A 19,046-nucleotide genomic window follows, 5' to 3' on the forward strand; every position below is an offset into this window, starting at 1 on the left:
CGATCAGCTCGCGCGAGCCGCCTCGATGGCCTCCTGCAGCTCGGGCGGACCCGGGATGGTGCCCTCCTGGGCGCCGCTCACGTCCTCACCGTCGATCCGCACGGTCGGCGTGCCGGAGACGCCCTCCTCACGGCCACGCTCGAGCGCTGCCTCCACCCACGGGGTGAACGTCTCGCGGCGCAGGCACTCGGAGATGTCACCCGCACCCGCCTGCTCGGCGAAGTCCGCGAGCTCGTCGTCGTCAGGACCCGCGCCACCCTCGGTGGGCTGGTTCGCGAAGAGGATCTCGTGCATCTGCTTGAAGGCCGAGACGCCGGCGTCGTCGAGCACGCACGCCGCGGCGTTGGCCGCGCGCTGGGAGTACCGGTTGGTGCTCTGTGCCGTGAGGAACGCGAACGGCCGGTACATGATGGAGATCTCACCGGCCTCGACGGCCTGGGTGAGGAACTGGCCGCTGGCCGCCTCGAACGCACCGCACCCGGGGCACAGGAAGTCCTCGTAGAGCTCGACCTCGACCGGCTCGCCCTCCACGTCCTCGGCACCGGCGTCGGCAGGGGTGTAGAGCACGCCGTAGTCGTCGGTCGCGCCCTCGGGCGTCACCTCCTCTGTCGCACGCTGGTTGTCGCTGGAGATGGTCGTGACGCCCCACGCACCGGCAGCCACCAGAGCCACCACGACCGCGACGATCGCGATGGTGATGACGTTGCGTTGACGCTTGTCGGCCTTCTCGCGCTCCTTGCGCATCTGCTCGGCGCGCTCGGCTCGCTTCTTCCGGTCGTTCGTCACGGGTGGTGCTCCTGGGTCTCGGGACGGGGCCGCATGATCAACGCTCGGCGACGCCGTTCGGTTCCCCACGAGCGTACCGGGGCCTGTGGGAGGCATCCCGGCACGCCCGGACCGCACGTACTAGCCTCGGGCGGATGAACGACAAACTGGTGTGGATCGACTGCGAGATGACCGGCCTGTCCCTGACCCACGACGCGCTCGTGGAGGTCGCCGTCGTCGTCACCGACTACGACCTCACGCCGCTGGCCGACGGACTCGACCTCGTCATCAAGCCGCCCACCGCGGCCCTGGAGCAGATGAACGAGGTGGTCACCGAGATGCACACCGCCTCGGGCCTGATCACCGAGCTCGACGCCGGTCTGTCGCTCTCGGAGGCCGAGGAGCAGGTGCTCGACCACGTGCGCCAGTTCGTCACCGAACCCCGCAAGGCGCCTCTGGCCGGCAACTCGATCGGCACGGACCGCGCCTTCCTCGCGCGCGACATGACCGAGCTCGAGCAGTGGCTGCACTACCGGGTCGTCGACGTCTCCTCCATCAAGGAGCTCGTGCGGCACTGGTACCCCCGCGCGTACTTCGCGGCGCCGCAGAAGGCCGGCGGGCACCGGGCCCTCGCCGACATCATGGAGAGCATCGAGGAGCTCCGCTACTACCGGGCCACAGTGTTCGCCGAGGCACCCGGCCCCGACTCCGACACGGCACGAGCCATCGCCGCCGACGTCGCGGGAACCACGCCCGACGTGTGAGACTCGGCGCGAGGCCCACTGCCGACGCCTTCGCCCGGTCTGGGTATGATCGCTCGCGGTGGGCGTAGCTCAGCGGTAGAGCCCCGGCTTGTGATGCCGGTGGTCGCGGGTTCAAATCCCGTCGTCCACCCCAGACGCGTGCGAGGCCCGGGTCCCCTGGTGGGGGCCCGGGCCTCTCTCCGTTCCAGCACCACAGCGGACCACCCGGCGCTCATCTCGGGGTCTCGACCGCAGGGACCCCAGGTGGCAGGGGACTCAGCGACGCAGGGTGACGGCGCCGTCGTCGCTGTGGAGGCGGACGAATGCGCTCGCCGCCTCGACGGACTCCACCGCCTGGGTGACCTCGGCGTCGGACCGCAGGTCGACCCGGTACTCCTGGTCCCCCGAACCGAGGGAGACGTCGATGTCGCCGTCCCTGGTCGTCGCCTTGACCGCCGCGGGCTCAGCCGCGAAGGACGCCTCGATGCGGCCTACGTCACTGGTCGCCGACAGCTCGGTGACCCGTAGGTCGGTGACGACGATGTCCCCGGCGACGGTCAGGAGCGTCAGGACGGGCCGCGCCAGAGCATCGGCACGGATGGCGCCGGTCTCGGTGACGACCTCCACCGGCAGGTCCGCCGGCACCGCGACGGTGACGGCGACGCCGCAGCCCCGGTCGACGAGGCCGAAGCACGAGTCGACGATCTCGAGGTCGGCGCCGCGGCGACGCAGCTCGTAGTCGGTGCCCAGCAGGCCGCTCGTCACCTCGGCCTCCACGACCAGCTCGTCGCCGGTTCCCTCGACGATGGACACGTCGGCGTCGGTGGCCCGCAACGAGATCTGGGGGAGGTCGTCGACCGGTACGCGGTTCGTCGCGGTCTCCGTCGTGCGCATCGCCGTGGAGACCGCGACCATCCCGCCGAGCACGACGCCCACCGCCACCACCGTCACCAGGACGGTGATCAGGGTGCGCGCGAGCGGGGAGCGCCGCTCGATCTCCTCCAGGTCGGCGGGGACCTCGAGGTCGCCGAGGCTCACTCGGCCGCGCCCGACGGTGCCACGGCATCCTGAGGACGCTCGTCCTGAAGCACCGGGACGACGTCGCGCCCGCCCATGCGTGCCGCGTCGGCGGTCTCGTCGTCGGGCATCGTCTGGCTCTCGCGCTCCGCCTCGACCCTCAGCAGGTAGTGCTCGACCTCGCGGTCACGTTGCTCGGCGCTCCAACTGAGCACCTCGGCCATGAGGTCGGCCACCTCCTCGGCGACGGCCGTGCCGCGGTCGAACGTCTCGATGGAGATGTGCGTCCGTCGCGCGATCGCGTCGTCGAGGTGGCGGGCTCCCTCGTGGGAGGCCGCGTAGACGATCTCCGCGCGCAGGTAGTCGTCGGCACCCGCCAGGCCCCGGCCGAGGTCGGGGCGGTCCGCGATCAGGTCCAGGATCTCGGTGACGAGGGAGCCGTAGCGCCCGAGCAGGTGCTCGATGCGAGCGACGCTCAACCCGCTGCGGGCCGCCAGCCGGTGGCGCTGGTTGCGCAGCGCCTCGAAGCCGTCGGCGCCCAGCAGCGGCACGTCCTCGGTGCAGCACGGCGGGACACTGCGGTCCAGCTGGGCGGAGAGGCCGTGGACCGCCGCGTCGACCGCGTCCTGCGCCATGACGCGGTACGTCGTGTACTTGCCGCCCGCGACGACGACGAGGCCCTTGGCGCCGGTGCCGATGGCGTGCTCGCGCGAGAGCTTGCTCGTGGCGTCGCTCTCACCGGCGAGCAGCGGTCGCAGTCCGGCGTAGACGCCCTCGACGTCGTCGTGGGTGAGTGGCTGCTCGAGCACGGCGTTGACGTGGGCGAGCAGGTAGTCGATGTCGCGCCGGCTCGCGGCAGGGTGGTCCTTCGAGAGGTCCCAGTCGGTGTCGGTGGTGCCGATGATCCAGTGCCGCCCCCACGGGATGACGAACAGCACCGACGTCTCGGTGCGCAGGATGAGCCCGGACTCGCCCCGGATGCGGTCCCGGGGCACGACGAGGTGGATCCCCTTGGACGCGCGGACGTGGAACTGGCCGCGCTGCCCGGCGAACGACTGCGTCTCGTCGGTCCACACCCCGGTCGCGTTGATGACCTGACGGGCGGCGATGTCGAACTCGCGTCCGGACTCGAGGTCGCGCACCCGCGCCCCGACCACGCGGTCACCCTCGCGCAGGAGGTCGACCACCCGCGTGCGGTTGGCGACGTGCGCGCCGTAGGCCGCTGCCGTCCGCGCGATGAACATCGTGTGCCGGGCGTCGTCGACCTGCCCGTCGTAGTAGTGGATGGCGCCGACGAGGGCGTCCTTGCGCAGGGCGGGCATCAGCTTGCGCGCGCCTCGCCGGGTCTTGTGACGGTGCAGGGGCACACCCGAGCCGTAGCCCGAGGCCTTGCTCATCGCGTCGTACAGGGCGACGCCGGACCCGGCGTAGAGCCGCTCCCACCCGCGGTGCTGCAACGGGTAGAGGAAGCCCACCTCGCGCACCAGGTGGGGGGCGAGCTTCTGCAGGCTGAGACCACGCTCCTTCAGCGCCTCCGCGACGAGCCGGAAGTCGAGCATCTCCAGGTACCGCAGTCCGCCGTGCATGAGCTTGCTGGAACGGCTCGAGGTGCCCGAGGCGAAGTCCCTGGCCTCGACGAGTCCGACGCTCAAACCGCGCGTCGCGGCGTCGAGGGCCGAGCCCGCGCCGACGACCCCGCCGCCGATCACCAGGACGTCCAAGGTCGTCGAGCCCATCGCCTCCAGGGCGTTCTCGCGGGCCGTCAGTGACAAGGGAACCGGTCGCATGGTCCCAGTCAAGCAGGGTCACGCCACGAACGCTCCCTGCGTCGCCTGCTGCAGCCGACGCACGGCGAGCTCGCGCACCCGCGCGGGCCCGACGTCCCCCGGGGACCCCGGTCCGGGAGACCGCCGTAGCCCCGGAGCGTGATCGCTCGTTGCTCGGTACGTGAACATCGTGTGGCGCCATCCGCTGGCCGTGATGGCCTCAGCGGTCGGCGTCGTCGTGCTCGTGGTCGCCATCGTGCTCCTCGGGCTCGACGGCGGTGGGTCGTCCGACGTCCCACGCGCAACCCCCACCGCCACGCCGACAACGAGCTCCTCGCCCGTGCCGGGCGACGCGGACCCCACCGAAGCGACGTCCGGCGCCGGCACCGGGTCGGGCTCGGCCGGGTCGTCGTCGAGCTTCGGGCAAGAGCTCACGGGTCTGCAGGGCGAGGGCGCCACCGCCTCCATCCCGACCCACCGGGTCACCATGTCGGCGCAGTCCGACCAGTCCATCCTGGTCCTCGGCTACCTGGTGCCCACGGGCAAGGACGCCTCGTACGGGCGGGTCCGCGAGCCGGGGCGGAGCTGGTCGCGCAGCACGACGGTCTACGGTCCGCCGGACTACGCGCAGATCTTCCTGCAGTCCGGACCGAACGCCACGACCATCTCGTGCACGGTGACGGTCGACGGACGGGTCACCGAGCAGCGCACGGCGACCGGCCCGTACGCCCAGCTGTTCTGCCAGGGTTGACCCGCGATCGGGCAGACTCCGTCCATGAGTCTCGCCAGGTCGGGTGCCGACGTCGTCGTCGTGGGCGGTGGGCACAACGCCCTGGTCGCCGCGACCCTCCTGGCGCGCGAGGGTCTCGACGTCCTCGTGCTCGAGCGACTGCCGCACGTCGGCGGCGCTGCGGTCAGTGCTCGACCGTTCGCCGGACTCGACGCGCGACTCTCGCGTTACTCCTACCTCGTGAGCCTCTTCCCGCAGGCCCTCGTCGAGGACCTCGGGCTGCACCTGGAGCTCCGGTCGCGACCCACGGCCTCCTTCACGCCGTACGAGCGCGACGGCGTCGCGCAGGGGCTCCTCGTCAGCACCGCCGACGACGCCGCCACCCGACGGTCCTTCCACGAGCTCACGGGCGACGACAGCGAGCACGACGCCTGGCGTGCGTTCTACCGCGAGGTCGAGGAGCTCGCCGGCGTCGTGGCTGCGACCCTGCTCTCACCCCTCCCGCGCCGGTCGGACCTGCGCTCGCAGGTGGCCTCCCCCATCTGGACCGACCTCGTCGAGCGACCGCTCGGCGAGGCGATCGAGCGACGCTTCGCCCACGACCTCGTCCGCGGCGTGGTGGCGACCGACGCCCTGATCGGCACCTTCGCCTCGCTGCGCGATCCGTCCCTGGTGCAGAACCGTTGCTTCCTCTATCACCTCATCGGCAACGGAACCGGTGAGTGGCGGGTGCCGGTCGGTGGCATGGGGGCCGTGACCGGCGAGCTCGAGCGCGTGGCGCGTGCCGCGGGGGCACGGATCCAGACGAAGCGGCAGGTCCACGCGGTCCGCGTCGACGGAGACGGGGTCGAGGTCAAGTGGCGCGGGACGGGCGACGGGCGTGGTCGGGCAGGGACCGAGGGGACGGTCACGGCACCCTGGCTCCTGAGTGGCATCGCGCCCCACGCTCTCGAGGGGATGCTCGAGACACCGCCCGTGCCACGGTCCGGCGTCGACGAGGCACCCGTCGGCTCCCAGCTGAAGGTCAACCTCCTGCTCTCGCGCCTGCCCGCGTTGCGCAGCGGAGTCGACCCCGCCGTCGCGTTCGCCGGCACCTTCCACGTCAACGAGGGCTACGGCCAGCTCGAGGAGCTCCACGCCGCGGCCCGGCGCGGCGAGGCACCCTTCGCGGCCGGGGAGCTCTACTGCCACACGCTCACCGACCGGTCCATGCTCGGCCCCGAGCTGGCGGCCACCTCCGCCCAGACGCTCACCTACTTCGGGCTCCACGCCCCGACTCCGCACTGGGCAGCGCCCGCGACGGCGCCGAGGCGGCGGGGCGACGCGCCTACGCGCAGGTGCTGGAGGCCCTCGACCCCCACCTCGCCGAACCGCTCGGACCCCTGGTCCTCGGGGTCGAGCACAAGACCCCCGCCCAGGTCGCCGAGGAGCTCGCGATGCCCGGCGGGCACATCTTCCACGGCGACCTGTCCTGGCCCTGGCTCGACGACGAGGAGGATGCCGAGTCACCGGCCCGACGCTGGGGTGTCGACACCGGTCACGACCGCGTGCTGGTGTGCGGCAGCGGCGCTCGTCGCGGCGGTGCCGTCAGCGGCATCGCCGGGCACGACGCCGCCCTGGCGTTGCTCGAGACGCTCCGCACCTGACCTCGATTTCACCCCTCCGGGGCCGCGCTGGTATCGTTCCCGATCGCGCGCCATTAGCTCAATTGGCAGAGCAGCTGACTCTTAATCAGCGGGTTCGGGGTTCGAGTCCCTGATGGCGCACCGCCCGAGACCCCCGTCATCGACGGGGGTCTCGTCGTTCGAGGGCACCTACCGTCGGCGACGTCACCGGTCCCCGACCTCCGCGAGGCGCTGACGCTCCCGCTGGCCGTGCGTGAGGTCACGCACGTCGACGTCGGAGTCGAAGCTCGAGCCGAGAGCGCCCGCCACCACGCCCATCGACGCGCTGAGCACGGCGATCTCGAGGTACTCGCGCGGTGTCGGGTCGGCGTCGAGCACCGACGCCATGAAGGTCGGCTCGATGACGAGCGCCGCGGCCGCGAGGATGACCAGCACCAGGACGGCGTAGAGGACGACGACGCAGAGGGCGAGGGTCAGGATCGTGGACAGGTTGTAGAGCGCCACGATGCGCCGCAGCGGCTCGAGTCGCGCCCTGTCCCACAACCGGTTGCTCCACAGCAGCCAGGCCGTCATCGAGACCATCGCCGTAAGGGCGACCAGCGCCAGCCGCGAGGGAGAGGACGCAGCGGCCATCTCCCAGATCGAGCTGTAGAAGATCCCGAAGGCTCCCACGGCCATCGCCGCCGCCAGCGCGGTCGAGAGGTGGACGGCCGTGCGCAGCGGCTCGTTCGCCGCCGTCATGCCCATCACCATGCGCGCGGTCGCGACCGGGCCCGACGCCATGAGCACGCGGTCCGGGCCGACCTCGTCGTCGCACCAGCGGGTCCACCGGTGGCGCAGGTCGGCGACGTCCTCGCTCGAGCCGGTCTCGACCGCCACGGTCTCGGGGACCGAGCGGAGCACGCAGTCCTGCAGGACCCGGAGCAGCCGTCGGCGGCTGCGCCAGACGCCGAGCGTCGGACAGGAGACGACCGCGATGCCCCGGTCGGGCTCGAGCTCGGCGACCAGCGGCCGCCCGTCGCGGTGCCGTGGGATCTCGGTGAGGACGAGCACGACCCGCGCGTCGTCGGGGTCCGTGACCTCGGGGACGGCGTCCTCGACGGTCCGCAGGTCGATGACGTTCTCCTGGGTGAGCCCCAGCGCGGCCGCTGTGACCTCGACCGTCACGGGAACACCGCACCGCTCCTCGAGGGTCTCCCTCAGGTCGTCGCGCAGGCCGCGGGCGCGCCGGGTCGGGAGTCCGGGGTCGGCATGGACGGTCACCGTCAGGGCAGCGGTCATGGTCATCGACGCTACGGGGCCGCGAGTGCCGTCGCACGTGCGCGACACCCCGGCGTGCGGTTGCGTCGGCCCGCCCCTTCGTGTGTAGGGTGGAGTCGTTGTTTGGCGTTTCTTCTGCCATGGATTGATGCAGTACCTCTTGCTTCGGCGATGGTGTGGTTGAGATCGGGTGAGTACGTCGCGACACCCAGAGGCGTCCACGACGAGCGTGGGCGCACCAACGAAAGGCACATCATGGCTACCGGAACCGTCAAGTGGTTCAACGCGGAGAAGGGCTTCGGCTTCATCGCCCCCGACGAGGGCGGCGACGACGTCTTCGCGCACTACTCCTCCATCCAGAGCTCGGGCTACCGCAGCCTCGAGGAGAACCAGAAGGTCGAGTTCGACGTCGAGCAGGGCCAGAAGGGCCTGCAGGCCACGAACATCACGCCTCTCTGAGACCTGGTGTGAAGCGCCCGTCCCCTCCGGGGGGCGGGCGCTTCGTCGTCTCCGCTCCCGCCGACCGCGACCCCCGTGCGTCGACACGCAGCGTCACCGGGCACCCGGCACACTGGCACCGATGATCCACTCACCCGCGCCCCGCTGGGTGCTCGCCGCTGTGTGCTGCACCGGCGTCGTGCTGTTCCTCGTGCCGGGTCACCTGGGGCTGTGGGCCCACTACCCGTTCACCCAGCTCTCGTCGATGCGCATGCTGACCACGGTGGGCCTCGTCTGTGGTGCGCTCGGCTGTCTCGCCTGGGCGGCGTTGCGTCCGCGAGGCACCTGGTGGCGTCCGAGCCTCGTGACCGCCTCGGTCACGCTGGTGGTCTCCGCTCTCGTCGTGACGTCCCTCGTGCGGGAGGGGGCCTTCGCCGAGAGCCGGTCACTCACCGACGCGACGGACCTCGTGGTGCTCAGCTTCAACGCGCACGGCGCCACCGCCGAGGAGATCCTCGAGGCCAGCCGGGAGGCCGACCCGGACGTCATCATGCTCGTCGAGGCCCCCGACGAGCTCGTGCGTGCCGTGGCCGTCGGCTTCGACGGCGCCTCCGCGTTCACCAACGCCGAGGAGGCCACCAGCGTCTTCGACGCCGTCGGGATCGTCACGCGGGCACGCATCGGCGCCTACGAGCAGGTCGAGGGGCCCAGCCTCCGGCTCGGGTCCGTCGCGATCGAGGGCGGTGGACACGGACCGTCCCACCTCGCCGCCGTCCACCCGCTCCCGCCGCGCCAGCGCTACGCACCCGCGCCCGTGTGGCGCGACGAGGTCTCCCGCTCCGTCCAGTGGTGCGAGGACCGCTCCGACGCGATCGTCGGTGGTGACTTCAACGCCGTGGCCGACCACCTGCGTCGCCTCGGCCTGGAGCGCTGCGCGAGCGCGACGGACGCGCTCGACCTCTCGGCCCGAGGCACGTGGCCCACCGTCCTGCCGGCGCCGCTCGGTGCCGACATCGACCACCAGCTCAGTGACCCGGAGTGGTGGCTGCCCACCCGTGCCGAGATCCTCACCATCGGTGGATCGGACCACCGGGCGGTCCTCGTCTCCTGGTCGAGGGCCTGAGATGTGGATCGGTTGGACCGAGATCGAGGTGCTCCTCGGTGACGTCCGGTCCCTGAAGGCGAAGCGGTCGGTGGTGCGCCCGGTGATCGCCCAGCTGCGTCGCACGGGCCACCTCGCGGTCGCCGAGACGGACCACCACGACCTGCACCGACGGGCCGCCATCGGGGTCAGCACCGTCGGACCGGAGCGCGCTCGCGTCACCGAGGTCCTGGCGGCGGCGGAGGCACTGGTGCTCGAACACCCCGAGCTCGAGGTGCTCTCCAGCCGGACGAGGATCGTCACCGCCGAGGACGTCGAGTGAGACGCACCGACCTCGTGCGCGAGCGGGCGGAGGCGGAGCGCCGCCTGGAGACCCTCGCGGCGGACCTCGCCGCCGTCAAGCAGGCGTCCGAGGGGTCCAACGCCGACGACGAGCACGATCCCGAGGGTGCGACCATCGCCTTCGAGCGTGAGCAGCTGTCGGCGCTCGTGCGTCGCGCGCGGCAACGGGTCCTGGACCTCGACGCCGCGCTGCACCGGCTCGACGCCGGCACCTACGCCCGCTGCCGCACGTGCGGCAGCACGATCCCGACCGAGCGGCTCGAGGCTCTCCCCGCGACGCAGACGTGCCGCGACTGTGCCTGACTCAGGTGCGGATCCGTCCGGCCACGTGGTCGAAGATGAGGTGCGTCTCCGTCCCGGCGACCGCCGTCATCGAGCTCAGGTCGTTGACGATCTCGCGCAGCGCCTCGCTGTCGGCGGCCGCCACGTGCACCAGGTGGTCGTAGCTGCCGGAGACGTAGAAGGCGTTGACGACGTAGGGCCGCGCGGCGACCTCGGTGGCGAAGTCACCCACGGCGGCGCGACGGTCCGGACGCAGGCTCACCGCGATCATGGCCTGCAGCGACAGTCCGAGAGCCGCCGGGTCCACGTCCGCGTGGATTCCGCGCAGGACCCCTCGCTCGCGCAGCGAGCGCAGCCGCACCACGCACGTCGACGCCGCGATGCCCGCCTCCTGGGCGAGCGTGTGGTTCGACGTCCGGCCGTCGCGCTGGAGCGCGCGCACGATGGTGCGGTCGACGTCGTCCAGGATCCGAACATCGTTCGACATGGCCGCCATGTCGTCTCCCATTCGCGATGATCCTGCAGCCGACATCTTGTCCAGCCGAATGATCATCGCACGTGTTGACGCTCACCTGCCAGACCTTCAGGCTTGAGGGCATGCGCATCGGCATCCCGACCGAGGTCAAGAACCACGAGTACCGGGTCGCCCTGACCCCCGCCGGCGTCGACGAGCTGGTCCGTGCGGGCCACGAGGTCGTCGTGCAGGCCGGGGCCGGCGAGGGGTCCTCGCTGGAGGACTCCGCCTACGAGGCCGCCGGTGCGCGGCTGCTCGACGAGGCCGACGCGGTGTGGGAGCAGGCCGAGCTGGTCCTCAAGGTCAAGGAGCCGGTGGCCGAGGAGTGGCACCGGATGCGACACGACCAGGTGCTGTTCACCTACCTGCACCTGGCCGCGGACGCGGACTGCGCCCGCGCCGTCCTCGACAGCGGCACCACCGCCATCGCCTACGAGACCGTCCAGCTGTCCGACGGCTCCCTGCCGCTCCTCGCCCCCATGTCGGAGGTCGCGGGTCGCCTCGCGACGCAGGTCGGGGCCTACCACCTCATGCGTCAGAGCGACGGTCGCGGCGTCCTCATGGGCGGCGTCCCCGGCACCGATCCCGCCACGGTCACGGTGATCGGCGGCGGAGTCTCCGGGACCCACGCCGCGACGATGGCGCTCGGGCTGGGTGCCGACGTCACCGTCCTCGACCTCGACATCCCCCGGTTGCGACGCCTCGACGAACGTTTCGGCGGACGGTTGCGCACGGTCGGCTCCAACCCCACCGAGATCGAGCACCGTGTCGCCGCGAGCGACCTGGTGATCGGCGCGGTGCTCGTCCCCGGCGCCAAGGCCCCCACCCTGGTCAGCAACGACCTCGTCTCGCGGATGCGTTCGGGCGCGGTCCTGGTGGACATCGCCATCGACCAGGGCGGGTGCTTCGAGGACTCCCGACCCACCACGCACGACGACCCGACGTTCGCGGTCCACGAATCCGTCTTCTACTGCGTGGCGAACATGCCCGGCTCCGTGCCGCGGACCTCCACCTTCGCGCTGACGAACGTGACGATGCCGTACGTCCGTCGACTCGCCGACGCAGGCTGGCGCGAGGCCTTGCGCGCCGACGCGGCACTCGCGGCAGGGCTCAACGTCCACGACGGCCGCCTGTACCACCGTTCGGTCGGCGAGGCGCTGGGCATCGAGCACGAGGACTCGGCGGCGCTGCTCGCGTGAGCCGCGCTCAGGCGACGTCGCGGCGCAGGGTCACCCAGCGTGCGAGTGCGGCGAAGACCGCCACGTAGGCCAGCAGCACCAGCAGCCCGCCCCAGCGAGGGAGCAGGTCCGCCCCGCTGCCGCCGGCGAAGGACGTCAGGGCGCTGGTGCCCAGCACGGCGTCGGCCGCCGCCCCGGGCAGGAACTGGGCGACCGGTGCGAGCGAGTCCACGAGCGACCCCACGGCGCGAGCGATGGGCTCCACGAACTGGGTGAAGCCGACGATGACCACGATCGCGGCCACCTGGTTCGTCACGAAGCCGCCGAACGCCACGCCGATCGCGCTCCACGCGGCGAAGACGACGACGGTCCACCCGAGGACCGAGAGCGTCTGCGAGGAGGTGAGGTAGGCGCCGTCGCCCCAGATGCCGAGCACCGGCGCGGCCGCCAGCACGACCGTCGCGACGGCGAGCACGCCGTAGACCAGGCCCAGGACGAGACCGGCGACCAGCTTGGCGCCGAGCAGCACCGAGCGTCGGGGCTCGACCAGCAGGCTGCCGGTGATGGTCTTGTGCCGGAACTCCGCGGTGAAGAGCATGCTGCCCATGAGCAGGGGGAAGACGTAGCCGATGGGGTTGGTCAACGAGTACACCGTGGCAGCAGCGCCCGAACCTCCCGGCACGAGCGGCGCACCGCGGGGGCCCTCGCTCGTCGTCGCGAAGGCCAGCGAGGCCGCGAGCACGAGCGCGATGAACGCCAGGTACGCCACCATGACGAGCGCGATGATCCACCACATGCGCGTGGAGAACAGCTTGCGGACCTCCGCGGACAGTGCCGGCCCCATCAGGCCACCTCCCCCATCGCAGCACCCTGTCCCGGAGCCGGCTCCGGCGACGTGAGGCGCAGGAACACCTCCTCGAGCTCGACGCTGCGGTCGGTGAGCTGGTGCAGCTCGACGCCGGCGGAGAAGAGCGCCGAACCGACCTGCGGACCCGTCGCGCCGCGCACGAGCGTCGACGCGCCGTCGGTCGAGACCGACCAGCCGTGCCGCGCAGCTTCGGCCTCGACCCGCTCGGGCGTGGGGCTGCGGACGACGACGAGCCGCTCGGCGAGGTCCTCCAGGCCGGCGAGCGAGGAGGCGTGCACCAGGCGGCCGCCGGCGATGATCACGACGTCGTCGACGGTGCTCTGCACCTCGGCGAGCACGTGGCTGGAGACGAGGACCGTCCGTCCCCGCTCCGCGAAACCGCGCAGCAGCGCGCGGAGCCACACGATGCCCTGCGGATCGAGACCGTTCGCCGGCTCGTCGAGGACGATGACGTCGGGGTCGCCCAGCAGCGCCGTGGCGAGGCCGAGACGCTGCCGCATGCCCATCGAGTAGCCGAGCACGCGACGACCGGCGGCCTCGCTGAGCCCGACGAGCTCGAGGACCTCGTGGCAGCGCGCGTCGTCGACGCCGACCTGGGGGGCGAGGGTGCGCAGGTGCCCGAGACCCGTCCGGCCGGGGTGGAAACTCGAGGCCTCCAAGGCCGATCCGACGTGCTGGGCCGGTCGCGGGAGGTCGACGTAGCGCGTGCCGTCGAAGGTCGCCGTGCCCGCGGTGGGCTCGACGAGGCCGAGCAGCATGCGCAAAGTGGTGGTCTTGCCCGAGCCGTTGGGGCCGAGGAAGCCGGTGACGCGACCCGCGGCGACCTCGAAGCCGAGGTCGTCGACCGCGGTCACCGATCCGAAGCGCTTGGTCAGTCCGTCGACGACGATCCCCCGCGAAGCCATGTCGTCGAGCCTACGACACGTCCAACCGGGCGACGACGGCGGCGATGCGCTCGTCGGAGGCCATGAACGAGAGCCGCACGTGACGCGCTCCCGCGGGTCCGTAGAAGTCGCCGGGCGCCGCCAGGATGCCGCGCTCGGCGAGCCAGTCGATGGAGGTCCGGCAGGGCTCGTCGCGCGTGGCCCAGAGGTACAACGAGCCCTCGGAGTGGTCGATGCGCCACCCGGCCCCCTCGAAGGCACGCCGCAGGACGTCGCGCCGACCGGCGTAGACCTCCTTCTGGAGGCGGACGTGCTCGTCGTCACCGAGCGCCGCGGCGAGCGCGTGCTGGACCGGTGTCGGGACCATGAAGCCGAGGTGCTTGCGGACGGCGAGGAGCTCGGCCACGACCGCCCGGTCACCCGCCACGAAGGCGGTCCGGTACCCGGCGAGGTTCGAGCGCTTGGACAGCGAGTGCACGGCGAGCAGGCCCTCGTGGGACCCACCGCAGACGTCCGGGTGCAGCACCGAGACCGGCTCCGCCTCCCAGCCGAACTCCAGGTAGCACTCGTCGGAGACGAGCAGGGCCCCCCGCTCCCGCGTCCACGCCACGAGCTTGCGCAGGTGGTCGGGGCCGAGCACGCGACCGTGCGGGTTGGCCGGCGAGTTGACGTAGACCAACGCCGGGGACTGCGGTCCGAGCGAGAGCGTGGAGTCGGTGGCCACGACGCGGCACCCCGCATGGCGCGCCCCCACCTCGTACGTGGGGTAGGCCAGCTCCGGGATCACGACGGTGTCGTCCGTGCCGAGACCGAGCTGCGTCGGAAGGTTGGCGATGAGCTCCTTGGAGCCCACGGTCAGCAGCACCTGGTCGGCGTCCAGCCCGGTGACCCCGGCGGACCGCTCGAGCCAGTCGACCGCCGCCTGCCGCACCGCGACCGGCCCCAGCACGGTCGGATAGCCCGGCGCGTCGGCCGCCGCGACCAGCGCCTCGCGAGCGACGGCAGGGGTCGGGTCGACGGGGGTGCCGATGGAGAGGTCGACGATGCCGTCCGGGTGCTCGCCAGCGCGGCGCTTCGCGGCGGCGATCGTGTCCCACGGGAAGTCGGGGAACCGTCCGGAGACGCGACGGTCCACCGATCCGGCGCCCACGATCACTCCTGGTTCTGCGGAGGGAGCACCTCGATGATCGGGTGGTCCTTGTCGATCACGCCGGTGCGCGCGGCACCGCCGGGCGAGCCGAGGTCGTCGAAGAAGTGGACGTTCGCGTCGTAGTACTCCTTCCACTCGCCCGGGGTGTCGTCCTCGTAGAAGATCGCCTCGACCGGGCAGACCGGCTCGCAGGCACCGCAGTCGACGCACTCGTCGGGATGGATGTACAGCATCCGCTTTCCCTCGTAGATGCAGTCGACGGGACACTCGTCCACGCAGGCGCGGTCCTTGACGTCCACACACGGCTGGGCGATCACGTAGGTCACGGCTTCTCCTCTGCAGGCGACCGGGTCGGGCCGACGTCCAGTATCGCCCCTGGGGCCTGACGAGCCGAACTGAGGCTCGCCTCATGGACACGCTCGTGCTGTGGCAGGCTCGGACGATGCCCGAACCCGCCTCCTTCATCGGTCGACGGGTGAGTCTGCGGCACCGCATCGACGACGACCCGCACGCCACCACCGACGTCGTCGGCCGGGTGCTGGACGCCGACCTCGCGCGCCTCGTGCTCGAGCGTCGTGACGGCTCGGTCGTCACGGTCGAGACGTCCGAGGTCGTGGCGCTGCGCGTCGTCCCCGACCGCCCGCGGCGCTCGCGCCCCGCCGGCTCGGTCAGCCCCGAGGAGCTCACCCGGATCGCGTCACGTGGCTGGCCGGCCACCACCAGCACGACGCTCGGCGAGTGGGAGCTGCGGGCTGCCGGCGGGTTCACCGGACGGGCGAACTCGGTCGCCGTGACCGGTGACCCCGGTGTCCCGCTCGACGAGGCACTGGGACGCGTCGTCGCCTTCTACCGCGACCACGACCTCCCGGCACGCGCGCAGGTGGTGGTCGGGTCGTCGTGGGAGGAGCGCTTCGCGGAGGCGGGCTGGGGCCCGGGCCGCACCCGCCTGTCGGGGGCGGTCGTGCAGACGACTGACCTGACGGCCGCGCAGGTCCAGCCGCCCGAGCACCCGGTCGACGTCGACCCGAGCCCCGACGACGCCTGGCTCGACCTCTACGAGCGCGTCGACGACCGCGGACTCGCCCGCGCCGTGCTCGAGGCTCCGCCCACGGTCGGCTTCGCAAGCATCCGCGAGGCTGGTAGGACCGTCGCCGTCGGGAGGGTCGTGGTCACCGGCTCGTGGGTCGGCATCGCAGCGATGCAGACCAGGCCGCAGGACCTGCGCCGCGGTCTCGCCCGGTCGGTCCTGCGAGCCTGCCTCGCCTGGGCGCACGAGCGAGGAGCGACGGCGGCGTACCTGCAGACGACGTCGGGCAACGATCCCGCACTCGCGCTCTACACATCGTTCGGCTTCCGGACCCACCACGCCTACCGCTACCTCGAGCCCGGCGGTGACCGGTCCGTCCGTGGGTAGGAGGCGTCAGTCGTCCTCGTCGTCCTCGTCGTCCTCGTCCGGCGGCGACCCGCAGATCACGCGGTCGGCGGCCTGGTAGTTGGCGGTCACCGTCTCGGACTTCACCGTCTCCCCGTTCTGGCGGAAGGTGCGGTAGATGTCGATGTCGAAGCCCTGGATGGGGGCCTGCGGAGTGCACGTGGGCGAGTCGTCGTAGCGCGTCCCGGGGTTGCGGAAGTTGCGCCGCTGCGAGGCGCCGGCCTCGATGTCCCAGACCTTCGTGCTCCACATCTCGACCCGCATCGTGCCGCGCGTCCCGGGCGTGCTCGGGGTGACCGAGGCCTTGATGAGGACCCCGTGGTCGGTGGAGTTGCGAAAGCGCAGGTCGAGCGAGCCGAAGTACACCGTCGCCTCGCGACCGACCGGGTACCGGTCGATGTAGAAGGCGTGCGGGTGGTGCTCGACGTCGTCCATGCCGGCGAAGAACGCGGCGTTGTAGGTGGTGGTGACCACCTGGGAGACGCCGCCGCCGAGCTCGTCGCGGAACCGACCGCCGCTGATCACGGCACCGCTGGTGAAGCCGGCAGCCTCGGTGCGCTGACCGACGGTGTCGTTGAAGCTGAAGGTCTCCCCCGGCTTGAGCAGTGTGCCGTCGATCAGCTCGGCGGCGCGACCCTGGTTGATGTTGCGGTAGTCGGCGTGCGGGTAGTAGGTCTCGAACTCGCTGACCCGCTCCACGACACCGAGGGCCTCGGCGTCCTCGGTGGTGAACTCCGGCTCGACGACCGTCGCGTCGACCTGCACCGAGCGGGCGTCGCCGGTCTCGGTGAGCACGGGCACGAGCTTCTCGGCCATCTCCCGCGGCTGGAGCCCGACGCCCTCCTGGCTGGGGGTGATGACCGGCTCGCCGTCGACGATGTCGATGGTCGCGTCGACGGCCTGCTCACCGATGCCCGTGGTGGAGTCCTGCAGGGGCTCCGCGAGCGTCTCGGGGTCGATGCGCGGCGCCATGCGGTCGTCACGGACCTCCACGGTGAGCGCCGGCGCGAAGGCGGTGACCGGCAGCTCGACGGAGTCCTCGTCGCCGACCTCGATGACGACGGGACCACTGACCGCAGGCTCGGCGATCGTGGTCATGGCCTCGGTCAGGCCGTCCTCGTCGACCGTGGGCTCGACGACGCGCGTCGGCACCTCCCGCGGCTCGGTCTGCACGAGGTAGGCCGCGCGGATGGCTCGCGGGGCCTCCTCGCGGTCGACCTCGAGCCCGGCCTCGGGCTGGCGGGCCTGCGGCTCCGCGTCCGGGAAGGTGATCAGCGGCTCGACGACGTCGACGTCGACGGCCTCGCCGATCCGCTCGACGGCGCTGTCGAGGTCGGCCTGGTCGACGTCCAGTGCAGGGGCGTGGTCGCGCGAGCCGAAGAACAGGGCGAGCATGTCGCGCGGGTCCCACGAGCGAGTGCCGCCGGCCTCGTCGATCGTCCGGTCGAGGTCGAAGGTCAGGCCGGCCTCGGCCGGGTCGATCTCGAAGCGCTGCGTGGACTCCTCGTCCTCGCCGGTGTGGACGAGGCGGACCGGGTCGTCGACACGGGGGCTGAGCTCGGCGTCGACGACCGACCGGGCCTGCGACGGCGCCATGCCGCCGACGTCGATGCCCGCCACGGTGGCGTTCGCCGGCATGCGGGTGCCGGTCAGCGCGAAGCCGACGAGGTACAAGGCACCCAGGCCGAGGAGGGTTCCGAGGAGCACACGACGCGGCCACCGACGGCCCGGTGATGCCTCGGCCTCGTCGACTGGGTCGTCGGCTGGGTCGTCGTCTGGGTCGTCGGCTGGGGTCGGGTCCTCCTCGATCGCAGCAGCGGCCGTCGTCTCGTCGGAGACACGCGCGGGACCGTCGGTCACACCCCACTCCGGCCCGAGTTCGTCGTCCCCGAGCTCGTCGTCCCCGAGCTCGGGATCGGCGGACTCGGTGGCAGCCGTCCCGGGGGCGGGGTCGTCGGAAGGCGCAGCGGCCTGCTGGTCGGGCATCTCGTCGCCACCCGAGCCGTCGGTCTCGGCGGGCCGGTCGACCTCGACCTCGTCGCCGACACCGTCGGGGCGCTGGTCCGGACTCATGCTCCACCCTCGTTGATCGTCTTCTCGCTCTCGTTCGACCGCACGATGGTGCCGTAGTGCGACCGGTAGTACAGCAGCGGCGCGTCCTCGCCGTCGCGCACGGCGGCGGACGTGACCGTGCCGATGAGGACGGAGTGGTCGCCGGCGCGGACGGCCTGGGTCGTGCGGCACTCCAGCCACGCGAGCGACTCGTCGAGCAACGCGACACCGCTGGCTCCGCGGTGGTGGGCGATGTCGTCGAGCTGACCTTCGAGCGGGCGTCCGCGGTGCGCGAACCACGCCGACGCCTTGCGGCCGCTCTCGGCGAGAATCGAGACCCCCCAGTGCCCGGACTGCATGACCGCGTCGTGGAAGCGGCTGGTGTGGTGCGAGCAGACGAGCACCTGTGGAGGATCGAGGGAGACGGAGGTGAACGCGCTGGCCGTCATGGCGTGGTCGACGCCGTCGACGAGCGTCGTCACGACGGTCACGCCACTGGCGAATCGGGCCAGCGCCTGCCGGAAGGCGGCGTCGTCGATCGTCGTGGTCACCCGTCCAGACTAGTCAACGGCCGGTCGTGCCTGGGGCGAGAGGCGCGCGGCGACGGCCACGATCAGCGCGAGGCCGCCTCCCATGAACGTCCAGCCGAGGGCGTCGCCCGCCACGAGGTAGCTGCCCGCGCCGGCGCCCTGCTGGGCGACCAGCGCGAGCGTCCACCCGAGACCGAACCAGGCAGCCCCGACCGGGACGGCCACGGCCGCCGCCCACGCGACGAGACCGGTCGCGACGAGCGCGAGCAGCAACCCCCACGGCAGGTCGACCCCGACCACCGGCGACGCGAGACGGTGCACGACGGCACCGTGCAGGCCCACCACGAGACCGAGGACCACCACGACGA

Annotated in this window: 21 protein-coding genes, 2 tRNA genes and 1 pseudogene; 12 read left to right on the forward strand and 12 right to left on the reverse strand. The window is 72.0% G+C overall.

The genetic code is table 11. From position 1 onward, the window contains the following. Window positions 1-3: 3 nt before the first annotated feature. A complete protein-coding gene (locus ABD213_RS12545) occupies window positions 4-786 on the reverse strand; it encodes a DsbA family protein (RefSeq protein ID WP_344329171.1) in 783 nt (260 codons plus the stop codon). A gap of 134 nt (window positions 787-920) precedes the next feature. Here ABD213_RS12545 and orn point away from each other — a divergent pair, with 134 nt between their 5' ends. Beyond that, on the forward strand, window positions 921-1,529 hold the full coding sequence (gene orn / locus ABD213_RS12550) for an oligoribonuclease (RefSeq protein ID WP_344329173.1): 609 nt from the start codon (window positions 921-923) through the stop codon (window positions 1,527-1,529). Between the two features lie 58 nt (window positions 1,530-1,587). Continuing rightward, window positions 1,588-1,662: transfer RNA gene (locus tag ABD213_RS12555), tRNA-His, on the forward strand. Between the two features lie 122 nt (window positions 1,663-1,784). Here ABD213_RS12555 and ABD213_RS12560 read toward each other — a convergent pair. Both ABD213_RS12560 and ABD213_RS12565 read right to left on the reverse strand, forming a co-directional pair. Then, the gene (locus ABD213_RS12560; protein ID WP_344329175.1) at window positions 1,785-2,546 is read right to left on the reverse strand and encodes a DUF4097 family beta strand repeat-containing protein; all 762 of its coding nucleotides are present in this window, start codon (window positions 2,544-2,546) and stop codon (window positions 1,785-1,787) included. Then, on the reverse strand, window positions 2,543-4,312 hold the full coding sequence (locus tag ABD213_RS12565; RefSeq protein ID WP_344329177.1) for a glycerol-3-phosphate dehydrogenase/oxidase: 1,770 nt from the start codon (window positions 4,310-4,312) through the stop codon (window positions 2,543-2,545). Before ABD213_RS12565 ends, ABD213_RS12560 begins: the two co-directional genes overlap by 4 nt. 193 nt (window positions 4,313-4,505) lie before the next feature. Here ABD213_RS12565 and ABD213_RS12570 point away from each other — a divergent pair, with 193 nt between their 5' ends. The 4 genes and pseudogenes from ABD213_RS12570 (at window position 4,506) to ABD213_RS12585 (ending at window position 6,787) form a co-directional block, all read left to right on the forward strand. Next, window positions 4,506-5,042: an MmpS family transport accessory protein gene (locus ABD213_RS12570; RefSeq protein ID WP_344329179.1), complete on the forward strand. Its 537-nt coding sequence runs from the start codon at window positions 4,506-4,508 to the stop codon at window positions 5,040-5,042. A gap of 24 nt (window positions 5,043-5,066) precedes the next feature. Continuing rightward, window positions 5,067-5,825 (forward strand): annotated as a pseudogene (locus tag ABD213_RS12575) (phytoene desaturase family protein); the annotation flags it as partial. A gap of 533 nt (window positions 5,826-6,358) precedes the next feature. Further along, window positions 6,359-6,667 (forward strand): hypothetical protein, encoded by a 309-nt coding sequence (locus ABD213_RS12580; protein WP_344329182.1) that lies wholly within the window; start codon window positions 6,359-6,361, stop codon window positions 6,665-6,667. A 47-nt stretch (window positions 6,668-6,714) separates the two neighbouring features. Further along, window positions 6,715-6,787: transfer RNA gene (locus ABD213_RS12585), tRNA-Lys, on the forward strand. A gap of 63 nt (window positions 6,788-6,850) precedes the next feature. Here ABD213_RS12585 and ABD213_RS12590 read toward each other — a convergent pair. Then, window positions 6,851-7,927: a hypothetical protein gene (locus ABD213_RS12590; RefSeq protein WP_344329184.1), complete on the reverse strand. Its 1,077-nt coding sequence runs from the start codon at window positions 7,925-7,927 to the stop codon at window positions 6,851-6,853. Window positions 7,928-8,161: 234 nt separating this feature from the next. Between ABD213_RS12590 and ABD213_RS12595 the strand changes: the two genes are divergently transcribed. The 4 genes from ABD213_RS12595 to ABD213_RS12610 all read left to right on the forward strand — a co-directional run bounded on the left by ABD213_RS12595 (window position 8,162) and on the right by ABD213_RS12610 (window position 10,091). Continuing rightward, on the forward strand, window positions 8,162-8,365 hold the full coding sequence (locus ABD213_RS12595; RefSeq protein WP_344329186.1) for a cold-shock protein: 204 nt from the start codon (window positions 8,162-8,164) through the stop codon (window positions 8,363-8,365). A 121-nt stretch (window positions 8,366-8,486) separates the two neighbouring features. After that, window positions 8,487-9,467 carry an endonuclease/exonuclease/phosphatase family protein gene (locus ABD213_RS12600; RefSeq protein WP_344329189.1) on the forward strand — a complete coding sequence of 327 codons (981 nt, stop codon included), beginning with the start codon at window positions 8,487-8,489 and terminating at the stop codon, window positions 9,465-9,467. Window position 9,468: 1 nt separating this feature from the next. Continuing rightward, a complete protein-coding gene (locus ABD213_RS12605) occupies window positions 9,469-9,768 on the forward strand; it encodes a DUF503 domain-containing protein (protein ID WP_344329191.1) in 300 nt (99 codons plus the stop codon). Beyond that, window positions 9,765-10,091: a TraR/DksA family transcriptional regulator gene (locus tag ABD213_RS12610; protein WP_344329193.1), complete on the forward strand. Its 327-nt coding sequence runs from the start codon at window positions 9,765-9,767 to the stop codon at window positions 10,089-10,091. Before ABD213_RS12605 ends, ABD213_RS12610 begins: the two co-directional genes overlap by 4 nt. Before the next feature lies 1 nt (window position 10,092). Here the strand turns inward: ABD213_RS12610 and ABD213_RS12615 are convergent, their stop codons facing one another. After that, the gene (locus tag ABD213_RS12615) at window positions 10,093-10,578 is read right to left on the reverse strand and encodes an Lrp/AsnC family transcriptional regulator (protein ID WP_344329195.1); all 486 of its coding nucleotides are present in this window, start codon (window positions 10,576-10,578) and stop codon (window positions 10,093-10,095) included. Between the two features lie 89 nt (window positions 10,579-10,667). Between ABD213_RS12615 and ald the strand changes: the two genes are divergently transcribed. Continuing rightward, window positions 10,668-11,783 carry an alanine dehydrogenase gene (gene ald, locus ABD213_RS12620; protein WP_344329198.1) on the forward strand — a complete coding sequence of 372 codons (1,116 nt, stop codon included), beginning with the start codon at window positions 10,668-10,670 and terminating at the stop codon, window positions 11,781-11,783. A 7-nt stretch (window positions 11,784-11,790) separates the two neighbouring features. Here ald and ABD213_RS12625 read toward each other — a convergent pair whose 3' ends face one another. From ABD213_RS12625 to fdxA, 4 genes are read right to left on the reverse strand one after another with little or no spacing between them, the layout of a single operon-like run. Beyond that, window positions 11,791-12,606, reverse strand: coding sequence for an ABC transporter permease (locus tag ABD213_RS12625; RefSeq protein ID WP_344329200.1), 816 nt, complete (start codon window positions 12,604-12,606; stop codon window positions 11,791-11,793). Beyond that, complete coding sequence (locus ABD213_RS12630; protein ID WP_344329202.1) at window positions 12,606-13,535, reverse strand: ATP-binding cassette domain-containing protein; 930 nt, start codon at window positions 13,533-13,535, stop codon at window positions 12,606-12,608. Before ABD213_RS12630 ends, ABD213_RS12625 begins: the two co-directional genes overlap by 1 nt. 10 nt (window positions 13,536-13,545) lie before the next feature. Further along, on the reverse strand, window positions 13,546-14,664 hold the full coding sequence (dapC, locus tag ABD213_RS12635) for a succinyldiaminopimelate transaminase (RefSeq protein ID WP_344329204.1): 1,119 nt from the start codon (window positions 14,662-14,664) through the stop codon (window positions 13,546-13,548). Window positions 14,665-14,666: 2 nt separating this feature from the next. Then, complete coding sequence (gene fdxA / locus ABD213_RS12640; RefSeq protein ID WP_344329206.1) at window positions 14,667-14,990, reverse strand: ferredoxin; 324 nt, start codon at window positions 14,988-14,990, stop codon at window positions 14,667-14,669. An 83-nt stretch (window positions 14,991-15,073) separates the two neighbouring features. On the opposite strand from fdxA, the gene ABD213_RS12645 reads away from it, so the two are divergent. Further along, window positions 15,074-16,078, forward strand: coding sequence for a GNAT family N-acetyltransferase (locus ABD213_RS12645; protein WP_344329209.1), 1,005 nt, complete (start codon window positions 15,074-15,076; stop codon window positions 16,076-16,078). A 6-nt stretch (window positions 16,079-16,084) separates the two neighbouring features. On the opposite strand, the gene ABD213_RS12650 is transcribed toward ABD213_RS12645, so the two are convergent. The 3 genes from ABD213_RS12650 to ABD213_RS12660 are packed head-to-tail and all read right to left on the reverse strand — an operon-like array spanning window position 16,085 to window position 19,041. Beyond that, on the reverse strand, window positions 16,085-18,169 hold the full coding sequence (locus tag ABD213_RS12650; RefSeq protein WP_344329210.1) for a VanW family protein: 2,085 nt from the start codon (window positions 18,167-18,169) through the stop codon (window positions 16,085-16,087). Further along, the gene (locus ABD213_RS12655; protein WP_344329211.1) at window positions 18,166-18,699 is read right to left on the reverse strand and encodes a flavin reductase family protein; all 534 of its coding nucleotides are present in this window, start codon (window positions 18,697-18,699) and stop codon (window positions 18,166-18,168) included. The genes ABD213_RS12650 and ABD213_RS12655 overlap by 4 nt, the downstream gene beginning before the upstream one ends. A gap of 9 nt (window positions 18,700-18,708) precedes the next feature. Next, the gene (locus ABD213_RS12660; RefSeq protein ID WP_344329213.1) at window positions 18,709-19,041 is read right to left on the reverse strand and encodes a hypothetical protein; all 333 of its coding nucleotides are present in this window, start codon (window positions 19,039-19,041) and stop codon (window positions 18,709-18,711) included. Window positions 19,042-19,046: the final 5 nt, after the last annotated feature.

The sequence above is a fragment of the Aeromicrobium halocynthiae genome (assembly GCF_039531385.1).
GTDB lineage: Bacteria > Actinomycetota > Actinomycetes > Propionibacteriales > Nocardioidaceae > Aeromicrobium > Aeromicrobium halocynthiae.